This is a genomic window from Rhizobium sp. P40RR-XXII (assembly GCF_012641405.1).
Classification (GTDB): domain Bacteria; phylum Pseudomonadota; class Alphaproteobacteria; order Rhizobiales; family Rhizobiaceae; genus Rhizobium.
In genome coordinates this window covers 152,565-178,755 of the sequence record NZ_JABAII010000002.1, presented here as the reverse complement: position 1 = coordinate 178,755, position 26,191 = coordinate 152,565, and the positions used below count along the sequence as shown (strand labels likewise).

Below are 26,191 nucleotides of genomic sequence, written 5' to 3'. Positions count from 1 at the left end.
CCAAAACCAGACTCGTGTTTCAGGAAGATGACAAACCCTGTGTCTGCCGGCTTTTCGGCCAGGTTCAACCGCGTCTGGCCGCGATTGCGAGGTCCGGACGGTCGCTTGTGAAACTGGCGACATCGAGGCGAAACATGGCTCGCGCCGCCTCGTCCGTGTGTGCGGCCCATCCATGCACCTTCACGCCGCCCCTGCGGAAGAACTCCATGATCTCCGCGTCCAGCGCATTGGCGCGAATTGCGATCTCCCGCAGCCCCGAGCTGCGCAGAGCCGCCATAATCCCATTCCAGCCGAATTGCGCGGCAGCCTGGGGCGAACAGAGGAAGATGAAGCCGAGCAGTTCGCCGACATTCAGGCCACGTTCGTCGAGCGCGGCGCCGAAGGCCTCCAGGCGCGGCAAAGCGAAGCTCGTCACCATCGTGCGCGTCAGCATGCCCGTCGCCAGCAGCTCATCGGCAATGCGGCCCTCCATGCCCTCATATGGCGAGCCATCCGCCTTGGTCTTGATCTCCAGGCGGAGATCGACGGCGGACGGTCCAAAGATATCGATGGTTTCCATCAATGTCGGAATGGTTTCACCGCCGCTGCCGATCACGATATGGCGCATCAACTCGTCATGGCTGAAATCGGCGATCGCACCGCTGCCGTCCGTCATGCGGTCGATCAGCGCGTCGTGGTGAACGACGAGCTTGCCGTCCCGGGTCTGGTGGCCGTCGAATTCGACGAGGTCGACGTCGAGCTTGGCCGTCTCCGAAAAGGCAAGCCTGGTGTTCTCGGGCCACAGATGGGCACCACCGCGATGGCAAGCAATCAAAGTCATGAGGAAATCTCCGCTTGCGACCGTCATAGGTCGTCGCAATGAACTCCTGATGACGCGGCTGCGGCGGGGCGACCTGCGGCAATGCAACCGGGAACGAGCACTTTGCCACGACAAAAACGCGCGGCGGCATCAATTGCATACTGTGAAGGCGAAGCGATTGATGTATGGAGGGGTCTCTAGCGCAGGCAGGAATGGAGACGCGAGTTGGATACGAATGACACTTCGAAAGCAGCCAAGAACATGGCGAGCGGCAATTTCGACGATCAGGCTCTTTATTTCCATCGCTATCCCCGCCCCGGCAAGCTGGAAATTCAAGCCACAAAGCCGCTGGGCAATCAGCGCGATCTGGCACTTGCCTATTCCCCTGGCGTCGCCGCCCCCTGCATTGCCATCCGCGACAATCCCGAGACGGCCGCCGACTATACGTCCCGCGCCAATCTCGTTGCCGTGATTTCGAACGGCTCCGCCGTGCTGGGCCTCGGCAATATCGGTCCGCTCGCCTCCAAGCCGGTCATGGAAGGCAAGGCCGTTCTCTTCAAGAAGTTTGCCGGCATCGATGTCTTCGATATCGAAATCGCAGCCCCGACCGTCGATGAGATGGTCAACACGATTTCGGCGCTCGAGCCGACCTTCGGCGGCATCAATCTTGAGGACATCAAGGCGCCGGAATGCTTCGATGTCGAGCGCCGCTTGCGCGAGAAGATGGAAATCCCGGTCTTCCACGACGATCAGCACGGCACAGCCATCATCGTTGCCGCCGCTATCCTCAACGGGCTGGAGCTGGCCGGCAAGAAGATAGAGGACGTCAAGATCGTCGCCTCCGGCGCCGGTGCCGCGGCCCTCGCATGCCTCAACCTGCTGGTGATACTCGGCGCCAGGCGCGAGAACATCTGGGTCCACGATATCGAAGGCCTGGTCTATAAGGACCGCAACGTTCTGATGGATGAGTGGAAATCGGTCTATGCGCAGGACAGCGACAAGCGCGTGCTTGCCGAATCCATTCCCGGCGCCGATGTCTTCCTCGGCCTGTCCGCCGCCGGCGTGCTGAAGCCTGAACTTCTCGAACAGATGGCGGAAAAGCCGCTGATCATGGCGCTCGCCAACCCGACGCCGGAAATCATGCCTGATCTCGCCCGCGCCGCCCGCCCGGACGCCATGATCTGCACCGGCCGTTCGGATTTCCCGAACCAGGTCAATAACGTCCTCTGCTTCCCCTATATCTTCCGCGGCGCACTCGATTGCGGCGCCAAGACGATCAACGAAGAGATGAAGATGGCCGCCGTGCGCGCCATCGCCGCACTCGCCCGCGAAGAGCCTTCCGATGTCGCCGCCCGCGCCTATACCGGAGAAACGCTGGTCTTCGGGCCGAACTACCTGATCCCCTCGCCCTTCGATCCTCGCCTTATCCTGCGCATTGCGCCGGCCGTCGCAAAAGCCGCCGCCGACAGTGGCGTGGCACTGCGTCCGATCACCGATTTCGACGCCTATATGGACCAACTCAACCGTTTCGTCTTCCGCTCAGGCTTCATCATGAAGCCGATCTTCGCGGCCGCGAAGATCGCGGAACGCAAGCGCGTCGTCTTCTCCGAAGGCGAAGACGAGCGCGTGCTGCGCGCCGCCCAGGTCCTGCTCGAGGAAGGCACCGCCGTCCCGATCCTCATCGGCCGTCCGTCGGTCATCGAAACCCGCCTGAAGCGCTACGGTCTGAAGATCCGCCCGCATACCGATTTCGCCGTCATCAATCCGGAAGACGATCCGCGCTTCCGCGAATATGTCGACCTCTATTTCTCGCTTGTCGGCCGCGCCGGCGTCATCCCCGAGGCTGCGCGCACGATCGTCCGCACCAACGCGACCGTGATCGGAGCGCTTGCGCTGAAGCGCGGCGAAGCCGATGCGCTGATCTGCGGCCTGGAAGGCCGTTATGAGCGCCATCTGCGCATCGTCCGGCAGATCATCGGCAAGCGGCCGGATGTTCGGGATTTTTCGGCACTGAGCCTGCTCATCTCGCAGCGCGGCGCCACCTTCTACACCGATACCTATGTGACGTTTAATCCGACCGCCGAGGAAATTGCTGAATCGGCCGTTCTGGCGGCGGAAGAAATCAAGCGCTTCGGCATCGAGCCGCGTGCCGCTCTGGTTTCGCATTCCAACTTCGGCTCGCGGGAATCGGAAAGCGCCACCAAGATGCGCGACGCGCTGGCGCTCGTTCGTGCCGCCGCACCGGAACTGGAAGTCGATGGCGAAATGCATGGCGACAGCGCCATCTCCGAAAGCCTGCGCCGCCACGTCATGCCGGACAGCGCACTTTCCGGCGAGGCCAACCTGCTCGTCTTCCCGAACCTCGATGCCGCCAACATCACGCTCGGCGTGGTCAAGACCATGACCGACGGCCTGCATGTCGGCCCGATCCTGCTCGGCACGGCGCTGCCGGCTCACATTCTCTCGCCGTCGGTCACTTCCCGCGGCGTGGTCAATATGGCGGCTCTGGCTGTGGTCGAGGCATCGCAGCTCGTCTAACACCAGATGCCCCAGGCAAAATTCTCGCAGCCGTCATCAGACGGCTGCGAGCTTCAATTTCGTAAAAATACTCTCGAAATCCATGCGTTTTCATGGATACGTTGTTAAGCTACAACGTGTAATCTGGAGCGACTTCCAACCGCTTTCGAGAGCAGAACCGTGAACCGCGGCACAAACCTTTTTTCCATCGCCCTGCTGTCCCTGCTGACGGCCACGCCGAGCGTCGCTCAGGTGAATTTCTGCGACGAATTGCGCGGCCGCTATGTAGACATCGACGAAGTGATTGGCGCGAGCCAGGAAACACGCCAGCTCTCGCGCGCCATCGTGCAGCAGAACCTGCTGATCCGCCGGACGATGAGCGATCTGCGCAGACAGGGCTGCGTGGAGGATGAGAACATGCCGTTCGGCGGGGAGGACAATCAAGGCACCTGCGACGACAAGCGAATGTCTTTGGATCAGATGCGGGATGATCTCGCCACGCTGATGGATCAGCGCGAGGAAAGCGTCGGCCGCGTCGATGCCGTCACCATGCAGCGGCGGCAATTGCTGGATGCGATGCAGCGGAACGGCTGCAGCCTGCCGGCTTCGGCAACGCCGGATATCGTCATCGACACCCATACGAAGCTGGATGCCTATGCGCCGCAGGAGCAGTCCCTGGCCAAGCCGGAAAGCTCTGTCACCGTCATCGAAACGCCGAGGCTCCAGAAGAACTCCAGCCTGGAGCAGAAGCAGGCGCCGGCAGCGAAAGCGCCGGTGGTGACACAAGCCGCGCCGCAGCAATTCCCGCCCGACCGTCCCTACGATCCGTCCGCAAAAAAGGTCCGTCAGGTCGGGCCGCAATTCCTTGCGACCGACCAGGGCAGCATAGACCTCAAGCATCCGAAGGCAGCCGGCCCCCAGCCGGCCCAATAAGCAGCCGGGTGTCTTGCGTGGCCCCCCGACCGCTCCAGCCTTTTATCGCAAGCTGATTTCACGCTGACGCAGAAGCGATATGATGGCGTCATCGCCCGTTTCCGCCGCAAGATCGCGATAGGATTGCCCGGAAGCATCCTTTACCGCTCGATCCGCGCCCCGCTCCAGCAGCAGACGCACCGCGTCGGCACGCCCGTTGAAGATGGCAAAGCCGAGGGGCGTCATCCAATCACGGTCGGAAGGCTGTCCGCGCGGGCGAAAAGCGCCGAAGCGGAGGTTTAGCTGCTCGGGATGGCCGTCAAGAAGATCGGCCAATTGATCGGTAAGCCCGAAAGTTGCCGCAGCAAAGATATCCGAGGGATAGGTCTTCAGAAATTCGACCATGTCGGTCATGTCATTATATTCCGCCCAGCCGATCGGCGGCGCGTAAAAATGGGGATCGCGAATGGCGGTATCGGCCCCATGCTCGATCAGCAGCTTCGCCATGTCGATATGACCGTGAAGGGCTGCCTCATGCAGCGGCGTGCGGCTGGTCATGGCGTTGACGTCGAAATCTAGCGCCAACATGAGACGAACGGCCCGCAGATCATTTTCGCCAGCAGCCTCGTGCAGCATGGCAGGATGAGCCAGGCGCATCGCTTCAGGAATATCGAGCTCGCTCGCAATTCTCTTTATATGCTCGACGACTATCGCCGGATCGACTGCCTCATTCCGGGCTCCCTGCTGAATCTGGATATACACCCAATCCTCGCGTTTCAGACGAACCGCCACAGCTCCCTGCTGAACGAGATACAATGTGAGATCCTTGTCATTACCTAGCCGTGCCCATTCGTAAGGCGTTCGCCCATTGACCGGCTTAACGACATCCGCCCCGTGCTCCACCAGCAGGCGCACCCGCTCGCCCATGCGATGCTCCAGCGCCCATGCGAGCTGATAATCGAAAACGGTCTGCGAGTTCGCAACGAATTTACCGTCCTCGCGCACCAGCCAATTGTTGATATCCGTGGCAGACAAACCATATTCCAGCAGCAGTTTCAGGCAGGTATTGTCCGGCTCGAACATGCGGTTATAGAGCGCCTGGCTATCATTGGCCTCGGCACCTGCTTCCAGCAGCAGCCGCGCGAATGCCTCGCATTTCGAATGCGGTGGCTGACGATCCTTTCCCGCCTCGCCCTCGCCAAAGACGCCGGTCAGGACGGTGAAGCGATATTGGCCGGCATCGAGGAAAAACGCGTTGACATCAGCGCCGCGCCTGACGAGTTCGCGGGCGGCCGGCAGGCTGGAGCGGCCGGGCACGCGAGCATAGGCAGCATACATCAGCGGCGTTAGATCATGCGGCCCGCCCTTGCGATCAAGAAGCTGTGGCTGACGATCGAGCCAGCGACCTACGCCGTCAGCATCACCGAGCGCGGCAGCGACATGGATGCTTTCTCCGGCAATCTCCGGATTGTCTTCAAGCAACCGCAGCGCCTCATCGAACCGCGCGGGATCGGCGGGAATATTGGCAAAGTAGGAAACCGTCGCGAGCGACAGGAAACGGTTGGCGAGCTGGTCAGGCGGAACGCGCCTGCGATCGCCGTCCAGATGCGCCTTGAGCTTCGTCCAGCTGGAGAAACCAAATTCACGGGCAAGAACAAGCTGAATGTCCTGCAATCCCACACCGGCAATGTCGGCAAAATAGGGCGTAACGCGGCTGCACGCCAAGGCATCGCCGGCTTGGACCGCCTTGAGGAAAGACTTGGCCTGTTTTTTCAGGGAATCGAGGGTGGCGTTGCTCGCCAAAGAGCGCGTGGTCACGATAGACCTCCTTCCATTTACGTCCGGTATCCGCGCCCACAGACTGAAAAGAGGTGTGGCAGTCTCATTCTACATGCATCAGGTGGGCCTTGCCCTTCCCGCGGATCGGATGCGCCCTGCGAACGCGTCCAGATCTATAGCGCCGGTTGCAATCTGTCCAGAGTGGTCAAACGGGCTCGTACCGCACATAGGCGAACGCATCACCATCCGGTGACCAGTTCGGCACATTGATGCTTCCCTGCCCGCCGAAAAGCTCGAACAGCGCCGTGATATTGCCACCATCCATATCCATCAGCCGCATCCGCACATTGAGATCGCGCGGGTGATCGAAGACATCGGGATCGTAGGAGATCAGGACGACCTTATCGTTCTTTGGCGATGGATGGGCGAACCAGTTGCCGTAATTGTCGTGGGTCACCTGCTGAAGGCCGGTGCCATCGGGATGGATGCGCCAGATCTGCATCAGGCCGGTGCGGCTCGAATTGAAATAGATCCATTGCCCGTCGGCCGAGAAATCCGGCCCATCATTGCGGCCCTCGCCATGCGTCAGCCGCGTCTCCTCGCCGCCATCGATCGAGATCGTATAGATATCGAATACATTGTCGCGGATGCCGCAATAGGAGAAGCGCCGCCCGTCGGGCGACCAACCGTGCCAATAGGACGGCAGATTGGTCGTAACCTGCCTCGGCGTGCCGCCCTCTGCAGGCAGAACATAGATGCAGGCCTTGCCATGCTCGGTCTTGTCGGAAATGGCAATCAGCGAACCGTCAGGCGAAATCCCGTGGTCGTTGTTGCATCGCGTCGCAAAGCCGGTGTCGACGCGCGCAACGCCACCGCTGCCGTCCAGAGGCAGCCGATAGAGCAGGCCGTCGCCATTCAGCAGCAGATAGCGTCCGTCAGGCGAATAGTTCGGCGCCTCGACGAGCTCATCTGTTTGCCAGACCACCCGGTTGTCGCCGGTGCGGATGTTGTAGATCTCGACCGAGCTGCGCATTCGTCCTCTTCCTGTGCCGGGGTGCGATCAGCGATCGCGGAACCGGTTGGTAATCGGATAGCGGCGGTCGCGACCGAAATTCTTCTTGGTGATCTTCACGCCCGGCGCCGACTGCCGGCGCTTGTACTCCGCGAGATAGAGCAGGTGTTCGACCCGATGCACGGTCGCGACATCATGGCCGCGCGCCACGATCTCTTCGACCGACATTTCCTTTTCCACCAGGCATTCGAGGATATCGTCAAGCGCCGGATAGGGCGGAAGCGAATCCTGGTCCGTCTGGTTTGGCCTCAGCTCGGCGGAAGGCGCCTTGTCGATGATATTGTAAGGGATCACCTCGCCCGAGGGACCGAGCGCGCCCGGCGGCACATGCAGATTGCGCCAGCGCGACAGCGCATAGACCTGCATCTTGTAGAGATCCTTGATCGGGTTGAAGCCACCGTTCATGTCGCCATAGAGCGTGGCGTAACCAACCGACATCTCCGACTTGTTGCCCGTCGTCACCACCATCGAGCCGAACTTGTTGGAGATCGCCATCAGAATGGTGCCGCGGGCGCGGCTCTGCAGGTTTTCCTCGGTGATGCCGCTTTCGGTGCCTTCGAAGAGATCGGACAAGGCAGAGGTGAAGCCCGTCACCGGATCTTCGATCGGCACGATATCGTAGCGGCATCCGAGCGCCTTGGCGCAATCGGCCGCGTCCTTCAACGAATCCTGCGACGTATAGCGATAGGGCAGCATGACCGTGCGCACACGCTCTTCGCCCAGGGCATCGACGGCAATCGCGGCACAGATCGCCGAGTCGATGCCGCCGGAGAGGCCGAGCACGACCGACTTGAAGCCGTTCTTGTTGACATAGTCGCGGAAGCCCAGCAGGCAGGCGCGGTAATCGGCCTCCTCGCCTTCCGGAATATGCGCCTTCGGACCTTCGGCGCAATGCCAGCCGTCGCCATTCTTCTTCCAGGTCGTCACCGCCAGCGCGGTTTCGAACTGGCTCATCTGGAAGGCCAGCGTCCTGTCGGCATTGAAGCCGAAGCTGGCGCCATCGAAAACCAGCTCGTCCTGACCGCCAAGCTGGGCTGCATAGATCATCGGCAGGCCGGTCTCGATGACCTGCTTCAGCACTACCTGATGGCGAACATCGACTTTGCCGCGATAATAGGGCGAACCGTTCGGCGACAGGAGGATTTCCGCACCGCTTTCGGCCAGCGTCTCGCAGACGCCGAGCTCGCCCCAGATATCCTCGCAAATCGGGATGCCCAGCCGCACGCCGCGGAAATTGACCGGGCCGGGCATCGCGCCCTGGTCAAAGACGCGCTTTTCATCGAACTCGCCATAGTTCGGCAGGTCCACCTTGTCACGGACCGCAATCACCTTGCCGCCATCAAGCACGGCAATCGAATTATAGCGGCCGGTCTCGTTCTGCCGGGGAAAACCGATGATCACGCCGGGGCCGCCATCGGCGGTATCGGCTGCCAGGCTCTCCACCGCTTTCCAGCAGGCGCGAATGAAGGCCGGCTTCAGCACGAGATCTTCCGGCGGATAGCCGGAAATGAACAGTTCCGTCAGTAGGACGATCTGCGCGCCTTCACGCGCCGCCTCGGCGCGCGCTTCACGCGCCTTGGCGAGATTGCCTGAGACGTCACCGACCGTCGGATTGAGCTGCGCGACGGCGATGCGGATGGTGTGGGTGATCGGGCTTTGCTCTGTCATGCCATACATTTAGCGATGGCATCTTCCTTCCGCAACCGACTTCCGCCACCCGCACGCATCAAAGATCGCACGACGCGCATAGGCAGTGTTTCTACACGGAAAAATACTAAGCCTGCCTTGCGGTTCATCCGTCGTTCATGACAGAAACATGACAATTATACGAATACTTTGTAGCATTTGGAGACGGCATTGGTCGCACTGGTCATCGAGTCCGCGCTCGCGGGCAGGCTTGCCCTTTTCCAGAAGATCGGCGCAGCGAGACAGAAGTCGGCTGCTCTTCGCCTGCTTCTGAGCCTCCTGCTGACCTCACTTTTCTCCTTGTCCATCGTCGTGACGGTCGAATGGATCGCACGCGGCGAGCTTGCTCCGGTCTGGCCCTATCTCATGTCGCCGTCCCGCCCTGGCCTCGCCACGATCGGCGTCGTCATGCTGGCGATGCTGATCATCGATGCTCTTGTCGGGCGTGCACATTCGTCGGTTTTGGTCGTCGCGCCGCTGCTGCTCGTTCCCGCCTTCATCTCCAGCCAGAAACAGAACTATCTGTCCGATCCGCTCTATCCCTCCGATTTTCTGTTTGCCAGGCAAATCATCGAGCTGATGCCGGTCATGGTGCGCGATCGTCCCTGGACTGCTGTCGGACTCGCCATCGGTATCGTCACCGGCCTGGCTGCCACCGCTTTGCTTGGGCGCTATGTCTGGAAACACGCCGCCGCACTTTCGCGGCGGGAGCGCCTGGGCCGGCTTTCGGTCTGCTTGCCGCTCACGACGCTTTTTGTCTCGCAAATGGACCCGACGCAATATTCCTTCATCCGGGAAAAACTGGGCATCATTCCGATCGTCTGGGATCAGAACGAAAACTACAATTATAATGGCTTCGTCATCGCTTTCGCGCTCAACCTGCCGATGGCCGACGTCAAGTCACCGGCCGGTTACGGACCCAACGCTATCGATGCCATACCGGCGCGGAACTACGGCTATCTCTCCGGCCCGCGCGAAAAGCCCGACGTCATCATGCTGATGAGCGAATCCCTCTGGGATCCGACCCGGCTTTCCAACGTCGCCTTCACGCCCGATCCGATGCCGACGATCCGCGCCAGACAATCGGGAAATGTCTTCTCCCCTGAATTTGGCGGCATGACCGCCAATGTTGAATTCGAAGCGTTGACCGGCTTTTCCAACGCCTTCCTTCCCTATGGCAGCATTCCCTATCAGCAATATGTGCGTCGCCCGCTGCCGTCGCTTGCTACCTTCTTTCGCGGCGAAGGCTATACGGCTCGCGCGCTTCACCCCTTCAGCGGCTGGTTCTGGAACCGCAGCGAGGTCTACCGCGCCTTCGGCTTCGAGGAGTTCCATACCGAGGAAACCCTGCCGACCATGGACAAGCGCGGCATGTTCGCGGCCGACGATTCCCTCATGAAGGAGATCATGCGCGAGGGGGACGCGGCCGAACGCCCATTCTTCTTTTTCGCCGTCACCCTGCAGGGACATGGCCCCTACGAGGCCAACCGCTACGCTGAGAACACCGTCCATATCGGCGGCAATCTGAGCGAAGACGACCGCGAAACGCTCGCCACCTATGCGCAGGGCGTGCGCGAAGCCGATGGCAGCCTGAAGATGCTGATGGACTGGGCCGAAAGACGCGACCGCGAAACCATCATCGTACTCTGGGGCGATCATTTGCCGCCTCTCGGCAATGTTTATCTGAACACCGGCTACATGTCGCAGCAGGTGGCGTCCCGGAAAGCCCCGCTCGATGTCATGAAGAAGGAACACCAGACGCCGCTGATCGTCTGGTCGAGCAAGAAGGGCGTCCGCAAGGACATCGGCACCATCAGCCCGTCGCAGCTCCCGTATCAGGTTTTGAAAACAGCAGGTTACGAGCATCCCTTCTACACCGGCTTTCTCGGCCGCGTGCAGAAGAAATACAGCATTGTTGACCGCTACCAGCTGGCAACACGCGACAATCAGGCTTTCCCGGATTGGGCGCGCAAGGAGCAGGAAATCGATCCGATCGTCCGCGATTATCGCTATCTGCAGTTCGATATGATGTTTGGCCGGCAGCAGGGGTTGGAACGCTTCTTCCCATCGCATGCGCAACTGGTCAGCCAGGAGAGCAGTTAAGGCCTATCCTGCCGCATCAGAGAATTAATTTTCATTGTCATGGGCCGCCGAAACCGCGACACGCTGTCATTGCCCAACCTTGGGCGACGGTGTTTCGACGTCCGTCATCAGACGGCACACGCAACAGTTCCACGCGTGATCGAGATTGAAGCTCTTTCAACGTTGCATTTTTGCCCGTTGATCGAATAGTTGCGTTCAACGCCACCCAGGATGCCGGAGCCTTCCCATGTATAATCTGCCCAATTTCGTTCATCTGCATTTCGACAAGACCGCCGACGAGCTCGGCGATATAGAAAAGCGCGTTCTCAAGAAGGCGCATGAACGAAAAATCATATCCACCGATATCAACGCGGCCCTCTCGGCGAAAGCCTCCACGGGGCAACGTCTGGCGGACGGTATCGCCCGTGTCGGCGGCTCCTGGTCTTTTATCATCACCTTTCTGGTGTTCCTGGTGTTCTGGTGCGTCGTCAACACCATTCTTCTCACCACGCGCGCCTTCGACCCCTACCCCTTCATCTTCCTGAACCTTGTCCTCTCGATGCTCGCCGCCATCCAGGCGCCGATCATCATGATGTCGCAGAACCGCCAGACCGAACGCGACCGCTTCGAGGCGGCGAAGGACTACGAAGTCAATCTCAAGGCCGAGCTCGAGGTTTTGTCGTTGCACCAGAAAATCGACATGCAAGTGCTGACGGAACTTTCGGTGGTGCGCGAAGAAATCGCCAAGCTGAGCAAGCTGGTTGCCGAGAAAAGCGGTATCTGAGGGTCAATCGGAAGGGCCGGCCGTCAGCAGCCCCGCATGGTCGTGCCTGTATTGCGGCAGCCCATCGGTGATCTCGTAATAATCGCCCTTGTCGGCGCAATAGATGTGATAGGCGAGTTTCAGGTCGCTGGGCTGATCGAACAGCCCCGCCATGATCGATATTTCGTCCACGCCATCTGCTGCCCAAAAGAGGGCCGAGCCGCAGGTCCTGCAGAAGCCCCGTCGGGCGAATGTGCTGGCGCGATACCAGGTGATCGCGTCTTCCCCTTCGATCGTGAGGTTGGCGATCGCCACGTTGGTCGCTGCGTAATAAAGCCCTGTCTGCTTGCGGCACTGCGAACAATGGCAGGCGACGACCTCCCGCAGCTTGCCATGTGTCTTGAAACGTACGCTGCCACAAAGGCAAGCTCCAGAATGTTCGTCGCTCATGATCTCTCCCTTTTTGTGGGAGCTTTTCCGAGAATGACATCAAGGTCAAATTCAAAGAAACGAAGCGCCTTTCAGCCGGATTGATCCACTCAAGCACCAAAGCAAACGGGCCGGCTTTTCGCCGGCCCGCCTGATAATTCGCAAATCTGGTTTCAATCAGCCGTGAGCGCGCATGCGCTTTTCGTCGCGGCCGCCCTTCATCCGCTCAGCGAGCAGGAAGGCAAGCTCGAGCGCCTGGTCGGCGTTGAGACGCGGGTCGCAATGGGTGTGGTAGCGATCCTGCAGATCCTCGGCACCGACGGCGCGGGCACCACCCGTGCATTCGGTCACATCCTTGCCGGTCATCTCGATGTGGATGCCGCCCGGATGCGTGCCTTCGGCGCGATGGATCTGGAAGAAGCTTTCCACTTCCGACAGGATGCGCTCGAACGGACGGGTCTTGTAGTTGTTGAGCGTGATCGTGTTGCCGTGCATCGGATCGCAGGACCAGACGACCTTGCGGCCCTCCTTCTCGACAGCGCGGATCAGGCGCGGCAGGTTGTCGGCAACCTTGTCGTGGCCGAAACGGCAGATCAGCGTCAGGCGGCCGGCTTCGTTCTCGGGGTTCAGAATATCGATCAGGTTAATGAGATCGTCCGCCTGCAGCGAAGGACCGCACTTCAGGCCGATCGGGTTCTTGATGCCGCGGAAATATTCGACATGCGCATGGTCGGCCTGACGCGTGCGGTCGCCGATCCAGAGCATGTGGCCCGAGGTCGCGTACCAGTCTCCGGTCGTGGAATCGACGCGGGTGAAGGCTTCTTCATAGCCAAGCAGCAGCGCCTCGTGGCTGGTGAAGAAATCGGTCTCGCGCAGGCTCGCATTGCTCTCGGCGGTGATGCCGATCGCTTTCATGAAATCCATGGTCTCGCCGATGCGATCGGCAAGCTTGCGGTAGCGCTCGCCCTGCGGGCTGTCCTTGACGAAGCCGAGCATCCACTTCTGCACGTTTTCCAGGTTGGCATAGCCACCCATGGCGAAAGCGCGCAACAGGTTCAGCGTCGCGGCGGACTGGCGGTAAGCCATCAGCTGACGCTCCGGATTGGGGATGCGCGCATCTTCGGTGAAGTCGATGCCGTTGATGATGTCGCCGCGATAGCTCGGCAGCGACACACCATTCTGCGTTTCGATGTTCGAGGACCGCGGCTTGGCGAACTGACCGGCAATGCGTCCGACCTTCACGACCGGCAGCTGCGCACCAAAGGTCAGCACGACGGCCATCTGCAGGAAGGCGCGGAAGAAGTCCCGGATATTGTCCGCGCCGTGTTCCGCGAAGCTCTCGGCGCAATCACCGCCCTGCAGCAGGAAACCGTTGCCTTCGGCCACATTGGCAAGATGGGCTTTCAGACGGCGGGCTTCACCGGCAAAAACCAGCGGCGGATAGCTTGCGAGCTGTGCTTCTGTGTCTGCAAGCGCTGCCTTGTCCGGAAAATCCGGCACCTGCTGGATCGGTTTCTGCCGCCAACTGTTCGGTGTCCAATTCTGTGCCATCTCACTCACCTGCTTGTGCGCCCGGTCTCGGCCGGGAGTCCCGTCGTCGTAAATAACGCGCGCTTATAAACCTTTGCCACCCGCTTGCAAAGGCGCGCGAACTACTGTGCTGATCTTTTGTGACGCGGGCAATATATGTGGCCAGCCGGGCGCGTTACACGCGCTCGCCGTTGCGAATGCGATAGCTCGGCGAATACATCGTCACCAATTCTTCCGAGGCAGTCGGATGCACCGCCATGGTGCGATCGAAATCGTCCTTGGTGCAGCCGGCCTTCACGGGAACGCCGAGAAGCTGCGCCATCTCGCCGGCATCGTGGCCGAGAATATGTGCGCCTATCACCTTGCGGTCGGCGGCATTGACGATCAGCTTCATGATCATCTTCTCGCTGCGGCCAGAAAGCGTCGCCTTCATCGGCCGGAACTGCGCTCGATAGACTTCCAGTTCCGGATAGCGCTTGGCCGCATCTTCCTCGGTCAATCCGACCGTACCGATCTCCGGCTGCGAGAAGACCGCCGTCGCAATGAGCTCGTGATCCGGCCGCGTCGGATTGTTCTTGTAGACGGTCTCGATGAAGCACATGGCCTCGTGGATCGCGACGGGCGTCAACTGTACCCGGTCAGTGACATCACCCAGCGCATAGATATTCGACACCGAGGTGCGCGAATATTCGTCGACGATGACCGCGCCCTGCTCGTTGGTTGCGACGCCGGCTGCCTCAAGCCCGAGGTTTTCGGTATTCGGCGTACGGCCGAGCGCCAGCATGACGGTATCGACCGTCAGCGGCTTGTCGTTCTTGGTCCGGACCTTGAGCCCATTCTCCACCTTCTCCACGCCCGTAATGATGTCGTGGCAGAGAATGCGGATGCCCTTTTCCTCCATTGCCTCATGCAGGCCCTTGCGCAGGTCGTGGTCGAAGCGCGACAGGATCTCGGCGCCGCGATAAATCAATGTCGTCTCGACGCCTAGGCCGTGAAAGATATTGGCGAACTCGACGGCAATATAACCACCGCCGGCGATCAGGATTGACTTCGGCAGTTCCTTCAAATGGAAGGCTTCGTTGGAAGATATGCAAAGCTCGTACCCCGGCAGCGCCGTATGCAGGTTCGGCCGGCCGCCGGTTGCGATGACGATGGTTTTCGCCGTGACAGTCTGGCCGGTCTTCAAAAGCTTGACCGTGTGGGCATCCACCAGCTCGGCGCGGGTATCGAAGATCTCGGCCTTGGCATTGTCGAGCCCCTTGCGATAAAGGCCTTCCAGCCGGGCGATCTCCTTGTCCTTCGCTTCGATCAGCTTCTTCCAATCAAAACTGCTTTCGCCGACCGTCCAGCCGAAACCGGCTGCATCCTCGAAATGCTCGCTATATTGGGAGGCATAGACGAACAGCTTCTTCGGCACACAGCCACGAATGACGCAGGTGCCGCCGTAGCGGTATTCCTCGGCGATACCGACCTTCTTACCCAGCGAAGCCGCGACGCGCGCGCCGCGCACGCCGCCGGAGCCGCCGCCAATCACGAAAAGGTCGAAATCAAACGAAGGCATCGGTGGCTCCTGTCGAAATGAACATGCGCAAAAGCATCATTGGGGGTTCGCACTCATATAGGGAGCCGCGATACAAAAAGAAAAGCCCGGATCTTGTCCGGGCTTCGAATTTGCAACTGCCAGCCGATCATTCCGAAAACGCGAGACGTCCGCGCCGAAAATGGCCGAGGCAAGGAATTTCTGCTTACTGCTTCGGCGCGGGCTGCGCTGCGGCGGCACCGGCATCCGGCACCGCGACGGGCTGCTTGACGACCTTCTGCAGAGCGTCGTTGCTCTGCTTGGCGAGATCGCGCGAAATACCCTGGCTCCAGATATCGGCAGCCTTGTAGAGCTCGCGAGTGGCGAGCGGGCCGTCCTTGAGAAGCTTCTTGCCGGCCGGCGAATTGTAGAAATCGGCAATCGCCTTGAGTTCGTCGGCCGAGAATGCCTTGGCGTAGGTCACGGCAGCTTCGCGCTCGAGATCGGCACGACGCGGAGCGAGTGCCAGGGCGGTGGCGTCAACGGTCGAGTTGATCGCATCGCCAAAATTCGGGTTTGCCTGGATCATCGTGCTCTTCAGCTGCTCGGCGAGGTTCGGCAGGATATTATCGAACTGGTTGGTGATGCCGAGTGCGTTGATCGCGGCGCGCGCAGCCTTGATCTGATCCTCGGAAACTTCCTGAGCGTTCACGGAACCCAGGGCAATGCCCGAAAGAAGGATGGTTGCAGCGGCAAGACGGCCAAGACCCGCAAATTTGATCATGAGATGAGTGCTCCTATGTATTGTTCGCCTGCAACGTACGCGCACCGGCAGGGCCGGCAATGATCGCTAATGTCGCCATATGGATAAAGAGCCCGTGTTCGACAACGCCGGGAATCGAATAGAGCTCGCTCGACAGCGCCTCTGCATCAGGAATACGGCCGAAAGATGCATCGACGATGTAATGCCCTCCGTCGGTGACAAAGAGGCTGTCGCCGGAGCGGCGCATGTTGAACGCGCCCGAGAGCCCAAGACGCGAGGTCGCCTTCTCGATGAGGATGCGAGTGGAAACGAGACCAAAGGGATTGACCTCGATCGGCAGCGGGAAGGCTCCGAGCGTCTCGACGACCTTGCTTTGATCCGCGATGACGATCATGCGGGCTGAGGAAGCGGCAACGATCTTCTCGCGCAGCAGCGCGCCGCCGCCGCCCTTGATCAGCGTCAGCGCGCCATCCAGCTCGTCGGCGCCGTCAATGGTCAGATCAAGTTCCGGAAGCTCGTCCAGCGATTTCAACGGCACGCCAAGCTCGTTGCAGAGCTTGGCCGTTCTTTCGGAAGTTGGGACGCCCTGGATCGAGAGGCCAGCCGCGACCTTTTCAGCGAGCAGGCGAACGAATTCCTCCGCCGTGGTGCCGGTGCCGATCCCGAGCCGCATGCCGCTCTCGACATGAGCGAGTGCGGCTCTCGCAGCCTCAATCTTCATCTGGCGGGCGTCCATGCGCCACCTGCTCCCATTGTTACGTTGGTCTGCTGTTTACACGGCTCTCCAGCCAAACGAAAGCCAAAATAACGGCATGATATAGAAATCCCCGCCCCTCTCCGCCGAGGCTTCCGGGGTGCTTCGGTTGCAATTGCCCGCGTGATCTTTTAACTCCAAAAGACACACCCTTTTCCATGCAAAGGCCGATTCCTGGTGAAATCTCCCCTTGTCGTATTCGATCTCGATGGCACGCTGCTCGACACGCACGCGGACCTCATCGTCAGCCTCAACCATACGATTGCCGCGCTTGAGCTTCCGCCGGTCAGCTACGACGACGTGACGCATCTCGTCGGTAACGGTGCGCAGGTGATGATCGAGCGGGCCTGCAAGCTGCACGGCTACGCGTTGACGTCGGAAGAATTGCCGGCCCTCCTGCAGCGCTTCATAACCCATTATTCCGAGACGATGCCCGGCGTTACGCAGCCCTATCCCGGGCTCCTGGCCGCGCTCGTGACGCTGAGGAATAAAGGCTACAAGCTTGCTGTCTGCACCAACAAGATGGAATCGCTTGCGCGCACGCTCCTCGACCGGCTCGAACTGACCCAATATTTCGAGGCCATTACCGGCGGCGACACTTTCACGGTGCGCAAGCCGCATGCCGAGCATCTGATCGGCACCGTCGAGCGCGCGGGCGGCGACATCGCCCGCACCGTCATGATCGGCGACAGCATCAATGACATTCTCGTCGCCCGTAATGCCGGCGTGCCCTCTGTCGCCGTCCCGTTCGGCTATTCCGACGTCGGCGTGGAAACCCTCGGCCCGAACCGCATTATCTACCACTACGACGAGCTCACGCCGGAACTGGTCGAGGGGTTGCTCGCGGCCTGAGATATTCGATATTTCCAACAAAAAGAGCGGCGTTTCGGCCGCTCTTTTTTTGTTTTTCCGCTGCACAGAACTCAGATCTGAGCAGTGCGCGCCTTTGTCGTGGCATCGAGCGCCTTCAGCGTTGCCGCGTCGCGATCGTAGACGTCGTTGAAATACTGGACGACGCCGTCCTTGTTCGGCCAGGCCGTAAAGTAAGCAATGTAGATCGGGAACTTCTGCGGCACGGCGACCGCCTTGTTCTGGCCGGCCGCGATCTGCTTGGCGACATCGTCGACCGTGGTGTTCAGAACGGCGGCAGCCATTGCGCGCGGATCGGCAAGGCGGACGCAGCCATGGCTGAGTGCGCGCATATCCTTCTTGAAGAAGCTTTTCTGCGGCGTGTCGTGCATGTAGATGGCGTGCGAATTTGGGAAGAGGATCTTCAGCTCGCCCAGCGCGTTGTCGCTGCTCGGCGGCTGGCGAACCGAGATGCTCTTCGTCGAGCCGTACCAGTCGACGCTCGACGATGCGACTGCCCGACCGCCAACTTCGACCTGATAGCCCATGCGGTCGAGATAGTTCGGATCAGAGCGCAGCTTCGGCAGCATCTCGTTGATGATGATCGACTGCGGAACGCCCCAGAAAGGATTGAACTCGACCGTCTGCACCTGATTTTCGAAGAAGAAGGTCTGGTGCTGCTTGCCGCCGACGACGACACGCATCGACAACTGTTCCTGGTTATTATTGTAGTAATAGACCATGAACGCCGGCTGGTTGATGAAGACGTAGCGCGGTCCGAGTTCGGCCGGAAGCCAGCGGAGCTGTTCCATGGCAACGACGAGCTTCTGGATCTTCGTATCGTTGTTCTCGCCGACCATGGCCCGGACGGAGGACGGGCCGATTACGCCGTCAGCGGTCAGTCCCTTTTCCCTCTGGAAGTCTTCGACCAGCGACACCAGTTCCGGCGTGTAGTCAGGCGTACCCAGATAGGCCGCGAAAAGATCGGCATGGGCGGTTTTCAGCGCATCCGATCCGCGATGCTCGATCGCCTTGACGATATTGGCCATTTCCGGCGAGCTGCTGCCCGGCTTCAGGGTGCCGCTCAAGGAAATCGAAATACGGGTGCCATCGGAACCGGATTCGGCTCGCAACTTCGCAAGCTCGGCCTTCAGCAGCGTGAACTGCTGGTTGGATGGGCTGCGGCTGTTGAGATAGGCGGCGACGTCGGGGCTGGCGCGCAACACGTCGAGCATCGCCATCAGGTTGACGTCCTTGCGCTTGAAGTCGTGATAGCCGGAGATCCTGTTCGGGTCGAGACGGCCGCGGACCGTATCCTGGACGAACATCAGCACCTTGCTGGAGAGCGCCAGCTCGAACTGCATGAGAGCCCGATCACGCAACACGGGGTCGGCATTTGCAGCATCATCGCCGGGCGGCGTCACAGCATAATCGGCGGGGTCGAGACCAACGGAACCGGCATCGGCAAGAACCGTCATGGCGGCCTTCGCCTTGTCGCTCATGGCGTGATCCGCAACCCAGAGAAGCGGTTTGCTCTGATCGGCGTAGTAAGATTCGATCGCCTTGGCGATATCGTTGGTTGCCATGACGCGCGCATCGGAAAGATAGCGACGCTGCGAAATCTCGGTATCGACCGCGACCGGCGCCGGAGAGGCGTCGGCGACCGCGCCAGTCACCACCGGATCGGCAAAATGCGCGGTCGAAACCAGACGCATCGAATCCGCCTTGTAAGTATAATACTTCGGCGCATCCACCGTCGGCAGCGGCTGTTTTGCCTGCGGAGGCTGATCAGGATTCAGCGTCTGCGCCGGATTGCCGGGAACCGGCGCCGAAACCTGTGTGCTCTGCTGACGTCCTTGACCGCCACGGATGAAATCCATGAGAGTCATCGCGTTCGCGGAGGTTACGCCGATGGAGGAAAGGCAGCAGGAAAGAGCCAGGACGGATGCTGTGGCTTTGATGGCAAGTTTCATTCTCTAATCGGGTCCCTGTATCGTGCGATAACTTCGAGCCTGGCGGGGCTGTCTTCAACTCGGCCGCGATGTCTTGAAACATCGTATACCCACTAGAATGAAAACGGCGAGACCCGCCTTTCGTTCAATGCCTCACCTTCACATTACGAAGAATCGGCGCTTTCCGTGGCTCAGTTCACACAAAATTATGAAATTATTGGTTAATCTTTTATTGAAATTTCCCAGCCTTTTTAAGCATGTGGAAATGCACTTCTGCGAATATATGGAGAGCGTGTTAAAAAGGGCACGCCGCAGCGGGAGAAAACATGACCACTAGGATCATGAAATAGCGCTTTGATGTTTTCTTGGGCGCCGTTCGGGCCTATATGGCTGCTATCCGTCTCAATGGAAAGCAGGACCAGCAACATGACGTCCACCCGCACCGAAACCGATACCTTCGGCCCGATCGAGGTCGCCAGCGACCGTTATTGGGGCGCGCAGGCGCAGCGCTCGCTTGGCAATTTTAAGATCGGCTGGGAAAAGCAACCGCTGTCGGTCGTCCGCGCTCTCGGCATCGTCAAACAGGCGGCAGCGCGCGCCAACGTGGAACTCGGCCAGCTCGACCCGGAGCTCGGCAAGACGATCGCCGCTGCGGCGCAAGAAGTCATTGACGGCAAGCTCAACGACCATTTCCCGCTCGTCGTCTGGCAGACCGGCTCGGGCACGCAGTCGAATATGAATGCCAACGAGGTGATCTCCAACCGCGCGATCGAGATGCTTGGCGGCGTCATGGGCTCGAAGAAGCCAGTGCATCCGAACGATCACGTGAACATGAGCCAGTCGTCGAACGATACCTATCCGACGGCCATGCACATCGCCTGCGCCGAGCAGATCGTCCATCACCTGCTGCCGGCCCTGCGGCATCTGCATGCGGCGCTGGAAAAGAAGGTCGCCGACTTCGCCCATATCATCAAGATCGGCCGCACCCACACGCAGGATGCCACGCCTCTGACGCTCGGCCAGGAATTTTCAGGCTATGCCGCGCAGGTTGCGTCGTCGATCAAGCGCATCGAGCTGACGCTGCCGGGTCTCTGCGAACTCGCCCAGGGCGGCACGGCGGTCGGAACCGGCCTCAATGCGCCGATCGGCTTTGCCGAGAAGGTTGCCGACGAGATCGCCAAGATCACCGGCCTGCCCTTCGTCACCGCGCCGAACAAGTTCGAGGCGCTGGCCGCCCATGATTCGATGGTCTTCAGCCATGGCGCCATCAATGCGGCGGCAGCGGCGCTCTTCAAGATCGCCAACGATATCCGCCTGCTCGGCTCCGGCCCGCGCTCAGGTCTCGGCGAACTGGCTTTGCCGGAAAACGAGCCGGGCTCGTCGATCATGCCGGGCAAAGTCAATCCGACACAGTGCGAGGCGCTGACGCAGGTCTGTATTCACATCTTCGGCAACAATGCCGCGCTGACCTTTGCCGGCAGCCAGGGTCACTTCGAGCTTAACGTCTACAATCCGATGATGGCCTACAATTTCCTGCAGTCGGTGCAGCTGCTCGGCGACGCCGCCGTCTCCTTTACGGATCATTGCGTCGTCGGCATCGAGGCCCGCGAGGACAACATCAAGGCCGGCCTGGAGCGCTCGCTGATGCTGGTAACGGCGCTCGCGCCGAAGATCGGCTACGACAATGCCGCCAAGATCGCCAAGACAGCGCACAAGAATGGCACGACCCTGAAGGAAGAGGCACTGGCTAGCGGATTGGTCTCCTCGGAAGAATATGACGCCATCGTCCGGCCGGAGACCATGATCGGGCCTAGGTGAGTTCCTCGTTCTGCGAAGGTCAGGCACGTCCCTCGGCAACGCGGTGATCTGCCTGGCCCCTCACCCCAGCCCTCTCCCCGCTTGCGGGGAGAGGGAGTTTCCCTCGTTAGATGGCAAACCTCCCTGGTCGAACGGCCACTATCTTGCGCGGTCGTCCCCTCTCCTCGTATGAGCGGGGAGAGGGCTAGGGTGAGGGGCCGGGCACAAGGTTTCAGCGTCGGAAGACCCGTCCGACCCACGCGCGCACCGCCAACAAACTCCCATTTTGAAATTTCGACTTAGCAGCCAAACAATTGCATTTGGCTCCAGCCGGATTTAGATCGTTTCCAAACATCTCCTCCGCCATCCGGCTCGAAAGGTTTCCCAAATGGCTGACGATCTATTTCCTCTCGGCGATGACGCCACTCCGTATCGCAAGATTTCCGGCGATTACGTCTCCGTCGATACCTTCAAGGGCCAGGACATCCTGACCGTCGATCCCGAGGGCATCCGCCTGCTTGCCGAGACGGCTTTCGCCGATATCAATCACCTGCTGCGCCCCGGCCACCTGAAGCAGCTGGCCTCGATCCTGGAAGACCCCGAGGCGACCGACAACGACCGCTTCGTTGCCTACGATCTGCTGAAGAATGCCAATATTGCCGCCGGCGGCGTGCTTCCGATGTGCCAGGATACCGGCACGGCGATCATCATGGCCAAGAAGGGGCGCCGCGTCTGGACGGAAGGCGGCGACAGCGCAGCGCTCGCCAAGGGCGTACTCGACGCCTACGAGAAGAAGAACCTGCGCTATTCGCAGCTCGCGCCGATCAAGATGTTCGAGGAAAAGAACACCAAGAACAATCTGCCGGCCCAGATCGATATCTACGAGGAAGGCACCGACGCCTACGAGTTCCTCTTCGTCGCAAAAGGCGGCGGCTCGGCCAACAAGACCTTTCTCTATCAGGGCACGCCGTCGCTTCTGACGCATGACCGCATGCTGGATTTCCTGAAGGAGAAGATCCTGACGCTCGGCACGGCGGCCTGTCCCCCCTACCATCTCGCCATCGTCATCGGCGGCACCTCGGCCGAGATGAACCTCAAGACGGTCAAACTCGCCTCGACGCGGTATCTGGACTGTCTTCCCACGGAAGGCTCCGAAAGCGGGCACGCCTTCCGGGATATCGAAATGGAAAAGGAAATCCATAAGCTGACGCAGAGCCTCGGCGTCGGCGCGCAATTCGGCGGCAAGTATTTCTGCCACGACGTGCGCGTCATCCGCCTGCCCCGCCATGGCGCCTCGCTGCCGATCGGCCTCGGCGTTTCCTGTTCCGCCGACCGCCAGGCCAAGGGCAAGATCACGCGCGACGGCATCTTCATCGAGCAGCTCGAGACCGATCCCTCCAAATACATGCCCGAGATCGACGAGGCAAAGCTCTCCGAATCGATGGTGCGCATCGATCTCAACCGGCCGATGGCGGATATTCTGGCTGAACTGTCGCAGCATCCGGTCAAAACGCGCCTGTCGCTCACCGGCACGATCATCGTGGCGCGCGACCTGGCGCATGCAAAGATCCGCGAGCGCCTGGAAAAGGGCCAGGGCATGCCGGATTACCTCAAGAACCATCCGGTTTACTACGCCGGCCCGGCCAAGACACCCGCCGGCTACGCATCCGGTTCCTTTGGCCCGACGACGGCCGGCCGCATGGACAGCTATGTCGACCAGTTCCAGTCCTTCGGCGGCTCCATGGTGATGCTCGCCAAAGGCAACCGCTCGCGCGCCGTACGCGAGGCCTGCAAGGCGCATGGCGGTTTCTATCTCGGCTCGATCGGCGGTCCGGCCGCCCGCCTCGCTCAGGATTGCATCAAAAAAGTCGATGTTCTGGAATATCCGGAACTTGGCATGGAAGCCGTCTGGAAGATCGAGGTGGAGGATTTCCCAGCCTTCATCGTCATCGACGACAAGGGCAACGACTTCTTCCAGGAACTCAACCTGGGGTAATATTCAAGACTATTATTGCCCGGCTTGAACGAAGGCGCCGACGGCGCCTTCGTATGTAAAAGCATACCTTAATTATACTACTTTTGAATAAAACTTTACGGATCAACAATTTCTCACTATCAATCTCTTAATATTTTTTCAAAGATTCTGCGTATAAATAAAAATGGGATTTAACCAATACATGTTACGGAGCTCACGATGAGTACGGCGATTGCGCCAAAGGCGCAAAATCCCGACGTGGCGGGGCAGATTACCTATGCCATGCGTTCGATGGGCATCGCACCTATTCCGCGCAATTACGAGCTTTTCTATGAAGCCTATATCGGCTCCAATCCCGCCCTCACGCGCGAATTTGCAGCACTCGGCAACAGCGCCACCCAGGAGAAACTGGATGCGATCGGAGCCAAGTATTTTCCGCATCATGCGGGCCGTGTTTTCGATGACGCACATGCCCGCTTGACCATCGGGCTCGATACGGTCCTGCGCGCATTGCAGCAGGAGCAGGCCACCCTCCAAAGCTATAACCGGCTGCTTGGCGAGACCTGTGAGAACATAAGCTCAAGAAGCCACAACAGCGCCGAGCTGTTGCGTGGTGCCATCGACATACTGACCGCGGCGACCGGCGATACCATGGCGCAGGGCGAAAAAACGGTGGAGAACGTTGTCCAGCGCAGTCAGGAAATGGACCAGGTCCGCAAGGAACTGGATGAATACAAGCGCATTGCCAATACCGACGCCCTGACCAGGCTTTCCAATCGGCGCGCTTTCGAGGATCGCCTGGTCCCCATCTTCGACAATCAGCTGACCCGGCCGACAACGGCGCTGGTGCTGGCCGACATCGATCATTTCAAGCGCATCAACGATACGTTCGGCCATCCGGTCGGCGACAAGATCCTGGCAACCGTCGCATCCATCATTCGCGCCAATGTCCGGCGCGACGTTTTCGTGGCTCGCGTCGGCGGAGAGGAATTCGCCCTGATTCTGGAAGCCACCAATGTCGAGGAAGTTGCGATGGTCTGCGAGCGGATCCGCCGCACGCTTGAGACGACGCCGTTCAAAAACTCCCGAACACGCGTTGACTACGGTCCGATCACGCTGTCGCTCGGCGCCTGCATGGCCTCGGAAGCCGTTGATTCCGGCGAACTATACAATAAGGCCGACCTGGCGCTCTATTGTGCCAAGAATGCCGGCCGCAACTGCAGCAGCATCTACCAGGAAGGCATGCAGAAAGACTTCACCAAAAGTTGGCTCATCTACAAGAACTAGAAGCGCAGCCAACCACCCGCCGGCCCTGCCTTCCCATGCAGGCCGGCGGCTTTGCTTGCCAGGGTCGTTTTGGGCTTACCAAAGCGTCTTGGCAGCCCTCGCCGGCGCTTCGCGATCATAGGTTTCCTGATCGAAATCGTCTTTTGCCGCCTTGAGCATCATGCCCGGGCTCGGCAGGCTGGACGGATCGGCAAACCGTTCCGCATTCCATAGCTCGGCCCGCATCACCGCTCGGGCGCACTGGAAATACACTTCCTCGATCGTGATCACGACGACGCAGCGCGGATGCTTGCCATCCATCTTGAAACCGTCCAGCAAGGCCGGCTCGATCGAAACAACTGCTCTGCCGTTGAGCCGCATCGTCGTATTCGATCCCGGAATCAGAAACATCAGCGCGATGCGCGGGTCGCGCACGATGTTCGCAAGCGAATCGACGCGGTTGTTGCCGCGCCAATCCGGAAGATGCAGCGTCTGTTCGTCCGCGACGCGGACGACGCCACCCAAGTCACCGCGCGGTGAGCAATCGAGCCCTTCCGGCCCCACCGTTGCCAGCGCCATGAAGGGAGAGGCTTCGATCATCCGGCGATAAAGCGGCGTCAACACCGTCGTCACCTTGGTGATCGAAGCTTCGCCCGCATCACCATAGATCTCTTTTAGTTCCTCGACTGAAGTGACGATACGCATGCTGCCTCGCGGTTTTCTGGCGACTTGTCCAAGGCCCGCGCGACGCAAGTTCTTCTGGGAGGAGCGGCGCTGCGGGATTCGGTAAAACGATAGCACCGTACCGTCACCGTTTTCGAGTGGATTTTCCGCGTCCGCGATCTCCGACAGAAAAACGTCGATCGCCTCGAACACTGGAGCGGCGCCGACGATGCGCCGATGCCCGAAGCCATTGGCCCAGAACAGACGCACATGCGATCCCTGGGCAGCGTAGGCGCGTGCATGTTCGGCACTCACCTCCTTGTCGTCCTCGGCATGGATGACGAGGACGGGCCGGCCTGGATCGAGCTTGCCGCGTTTCTGGTCATAGGAGGCAAGCGTCCTGCCTGTCACCCGGCGAACTTCGTCTTCCAAAGCGGCCTGTGTCGCGGGCCTAAGCCTCATCAGGCGGCCGAAATCCTTAAACAGCCACCCCATGGCGCTCGGCGCGCCGATCAGTACCAATTTGCCCGGATGAACCGGATCGACATCAGGCAGAAAGCCCGCGCACGCCAGTGCCAGAGATGCGCCACCGAAGGAGTGCCCGATGGCGGCATCGAAGCCGCCGAAGCGGGCAAACGCCGCGGCAATGGCGGAAACGGCCAAACGCACGTTCAGGAACCGTCCGCCCGAGCGGCCGTGGCCTGGAAGATCCAGCGAGATGACTTCCGCTCCGCTGCCCGCAAGGAACACCGTCAACTCGGACATATATTCGCTGCTGGAGCCCCAACCATGTACAACGAGATAGCGCTTTCGCGGCCCCTTTGCTCCGCCATTGAAGCGATAGGCCATCGCGCGGCCGCCCGGAAACGGCAGCATGACCTGCTCCGCGGTCAGAAGGCGTTCCCTGCCCTCCATATGCGCCGCCCTGGCCTTGGCGCCGCGGGGACGGCGCGAGGGCGTCAGGCAGAAAAGCCGGAACGCGGCCTTGCCGGCAAGCCGCGGGGACAGCCTTCCAAGGCCGGACAGACCCGACCGGGTGACCTTGAGCGCAAAGGATGGCATAGTGGGAATCCGATAATGTTCA

General features: G+C 60.2%; 19 protein-coding genes and 1 pseudogene. 8 read left to right on the top strand and 12 right to left on the bottom strand.

What is annotated here, in order from left to right:
• Positions 1–64: 64 nt before the first annotated feature.
• Positions 65–820, bottom strand: coding sequence for a glycerophosphodiester phosphodiesterase (locus HGP16_RS04165; protein WP_168838764.1), 756 nt, complete (start codon positions 818–820; stop codon positions 65–67).
• Positions 821–1,060: 240 nt separating this feature from the next.
• Here HGP16_RS04165 and HGP16_RS04160 point away from each other — a divergent pair, with 240 nt between their 5' ends.
• Both HGP16_RS04160 and HGP16_RS04155 read left to right on the top strand, forming a co-directional pair.
• Positions 1,061–3,337 carry an NADP-dependent malic enzyme gene (locus HGP16_RS04160; RefSeq protein WP_409526814.1) on the top strand — a complete coding sequence of 759 codons (2,277 nt, stop codon included), beginning with the start codon at positions 1,061–1,063 and terminating at the stop codon, positions 3,335–3,337.
• 159 nt (positions 3,338–3,496) lie between these two features.
• Complete coding sequence (locus HGP16_RS04155; protein ID WP_168838762.1) at positions 3,497–4,249, top strand: hypothetical protein; 753 nt, start codon at positions 3,497–3,499, stop codon at positions 4,247–4,249.
• Positions 4,250–4,291: 42 nt separating this feature from the next.
• On the opposite strand, the gene HGP16_RS04150 is transcribed toward HGP16_RS04155, so the two are convergent.
• From HGP16_RS04150 to HGP16_RS04140, 3 genes are all read right to left on the bottom strand, one after another.
• Positions 4,292–6,046 (bottom strand): ankyrin repeat domain-containing protein, encoded by a 1,755-nt coding sequence (locus HGP16_RS04150; RefSeq protein WP_168838761.1) that lies wholly within the window; start codon positions 6,044–6,046, stop codon positions 4,292–4,294.
• 166 nt (positions 6,047–6,212) lie between these two features.
• Entirely contained in the window at positions 6,213–7,040 is an 828-nt protein-coding gene (locus HGP16_RS04145) for a TolB family protein (protein ID WP_168838760.1), read from the bottom strand.
• A gap of 27 nt (positions 7,041–7,067) precedes the next feature.
• On the bottom strand, positions 7,068–8,747 hold the full coding sequence (locus HGP16_RS04140) for an NAD+ synthase (RefSeq protein WP_168838759.1): 1,680 nt from the start codon (positions 8,745–8,747) through the stop codon (positions 7,068–7,070).
• Positions 8,748–8,936: 189 nt separating this feature from the next.
• Here HGP16_RS04140 and HGP16_RS04135 point away from each other — a divergent pair, with 189 nt between their 5' ends.
• Both HGP16_RS04135 and HGP16_RS04130 read left to right on the top strand, forming a co-directional pair.
• Positions 8,937–10,868, top strand: coding sequence for an LTA synthase family protein (locus tag HGP16_RS04135; protein WP_168838758.1), 1,932 nt, complete (start codon positions 8,937–8,939; stop codon positions 10,866–10,868).
• 226 nt (positions 10,869–11,094) lie between these two features.
• Entirely contained in the window at positions 11,095–11,631 is a 537-nt protein-coding gene (locus HGP16_RS04130; protein ID WP_168838757.1) for a DUF1003 domain-containing protein, read from the top strand.
• A gap of 3 nt (positions 11,632–11,634) precedes the next feature.
• Here HGP16_RS04130 and HGP16_RS04125 read toward each other — a convergent pair whose 3' ends face one another.
• From HGP16_RS04125 to rpiA, 5 genes are all read right to left on the bottom strand, one after another.
• A complete protein-coding gene (locus tag HGP16_RS04125; protein ID WP_168838756.1) occupies positions 11,635–12,060 on the bottom strand; it encodes a GFA family protein in 426 nt (141 codons plus the stop codon).
• Positions 12,061–12,216: 156 nt separating this feature from the next.
• The gene (locus tag HGP16_RS04120; protein WP_168838755.1) at positions 12,217–13,590 is read right to left on the bottom strand and encodes a class II 3-deoxy-7-phosphoheptulonate synthase; all 1,374 of its coding nucleotides are present in this window, start codon (positions 13,588–13,590) and stop codon (positions 12,217–12,219) included.
• Between the two features lie 154 nt (positions 13,591–13,744).
• Positions 13,745–15,130, bottom strand: coding sequence for a glutathione-disulfide reductase (gene gor / locus HGP16_RS04115; RefSeq protein ID WP_168838754.1), 1,386 nt, complete (start codon positions 15,128–15,130; stop codon positions 13,745–13,747).
• Between the two features lie 184 nt (positions 15,131–15,314).
• Complete coding sequence (locus HGP16_RS04110) at positions 15,315–15,872, bottom strand: DUF2059 domain-containing protein (protein ID WP_168838753.1); 558 nt, start codon at positions 15,870–15,872, stop codon at positions 15,315–15,317.
• 13 nt (positions 15,873–15,885) lie between these two features.
• Positions 15,886–16,587, bottom strand: coding sequence for a ribose-5-phosphate isomerase RpiA (gene rpiA, locus HGP16_RS04105; RefSeq protein WP_168838752.1), 702 nt, complete (start codon positions 16,585–16,587; stop codon positions 15,886–15,888).
• Positions 16,588–16,782: 195 nt separating this feature from the next.
• Between rpiA and HGP16_RS04100 the strand changes: the two genes are divergently transcribed.
• The gene (locus HGP16_RS04100) at positions 16,783–17,457 is read left to right on the top strand and encodes an HAD family hydrolase (RefSeq protein WP_168838751.1); all 675 of its coding nucleotides are present in this window, start codon (positions 16,783–16,785) and stop codon (positions 17,455–17,457) included.
• A 71-nt stretch (positions 17,458–17,528) separates the two neighbouring features.
• On the opposite strand, the gene HGP16_RS04095 is transcribed toward HGP16_RS04100, so the two are convergent.
• Positions 17,529–19,427 (bottom strand): murein L,D-transpeptidase, encoded by a 1,899-nt coding sequence (locus HGP16_RS04095; protein WP_168838750.1) that lies wholly within the window; start codon positions 19,425–19,427, stop codon positions 17,529–17,531.
• Positions 19,428–19,832: 405 nt separating this feature from the next.
• Here HGP16_RS04095 and fumC point away from each other — a divergent pair, with 405 nt between their 5' ends.
• The 3 genes from fumC to HGP16_RS04080 all read left to right on the top strand — a co-directional run bounded on the left by fumC (position 19,833) and on the right by HGP16_RS04080 (position 24,465).
• Positions 19,833–21,224 (top strand): class II fumarate hydratase, encoded by a 1,392-nt coding sequence (gene fumC, locus HGP16_RS04090; protein ID WP_168838749.1) that lies wholly within the window; start codon positions 19,833–19,835, stop codon positions 21,222–21,224.
• Positions 21,225–21,591: 367 nt separating this feature from the next.
• Positions 21,592–23,199: a fumarate hydratase gene (locus tag HGP16_RS04085; RefSeq protein ID WP_168838748.1), complete on the top strand. Its 1,608-nt coding sequence runs from the start codon at positions 21,592–21,594 to the stop codon at positions 23,197–23,199.
• A gap of 198 nt (positions 23,200–23,397) precedes the next feature.
• The gene (locus HGP16_RS04080) at positions 23,398–24,465 is read left to right on the top strand and encodes a GGDEF domain-containing protein (RefSeq protein ID WP_168838747.1); all 1,068 of its coding nucleotides are present in this window, start codon (positions 23,398–23,400) and stop codon (positions 24,463–24,465) included.
• 75 nt (positions 24,466–24,540) lie between these two features.
• Here HGP16_RS04080 and HGP16_RS04075 read toward each other — a convergent pair whose 3' ends face one another.
• Together HGP16_RS04075 and HGP16_RS04070 are read right to left on the bottom strand one after the other, a co-directional pair.
• A complete protein-coding gene (locus HGP16_RS04075) occupies positions 24,541–25,149 on the bottom strand; it encodes a pyridoxamine 5'-phosphate oxidase family protein (protein ID WP_168839159.1) in 609 nt (202 codons plus the stop codon).
• A 57-nt stretch (positions 25,150–25,206) separates the two neighbouring features.
• Positions 25,207–26,169, bottom strand: a pseudogene (locus HGP16_RS04070) (alpha/beta hydrolase); the annotation flags it as partial.
• Positions 26,170–26,191 lie beyond the last annotated feature (22 nt).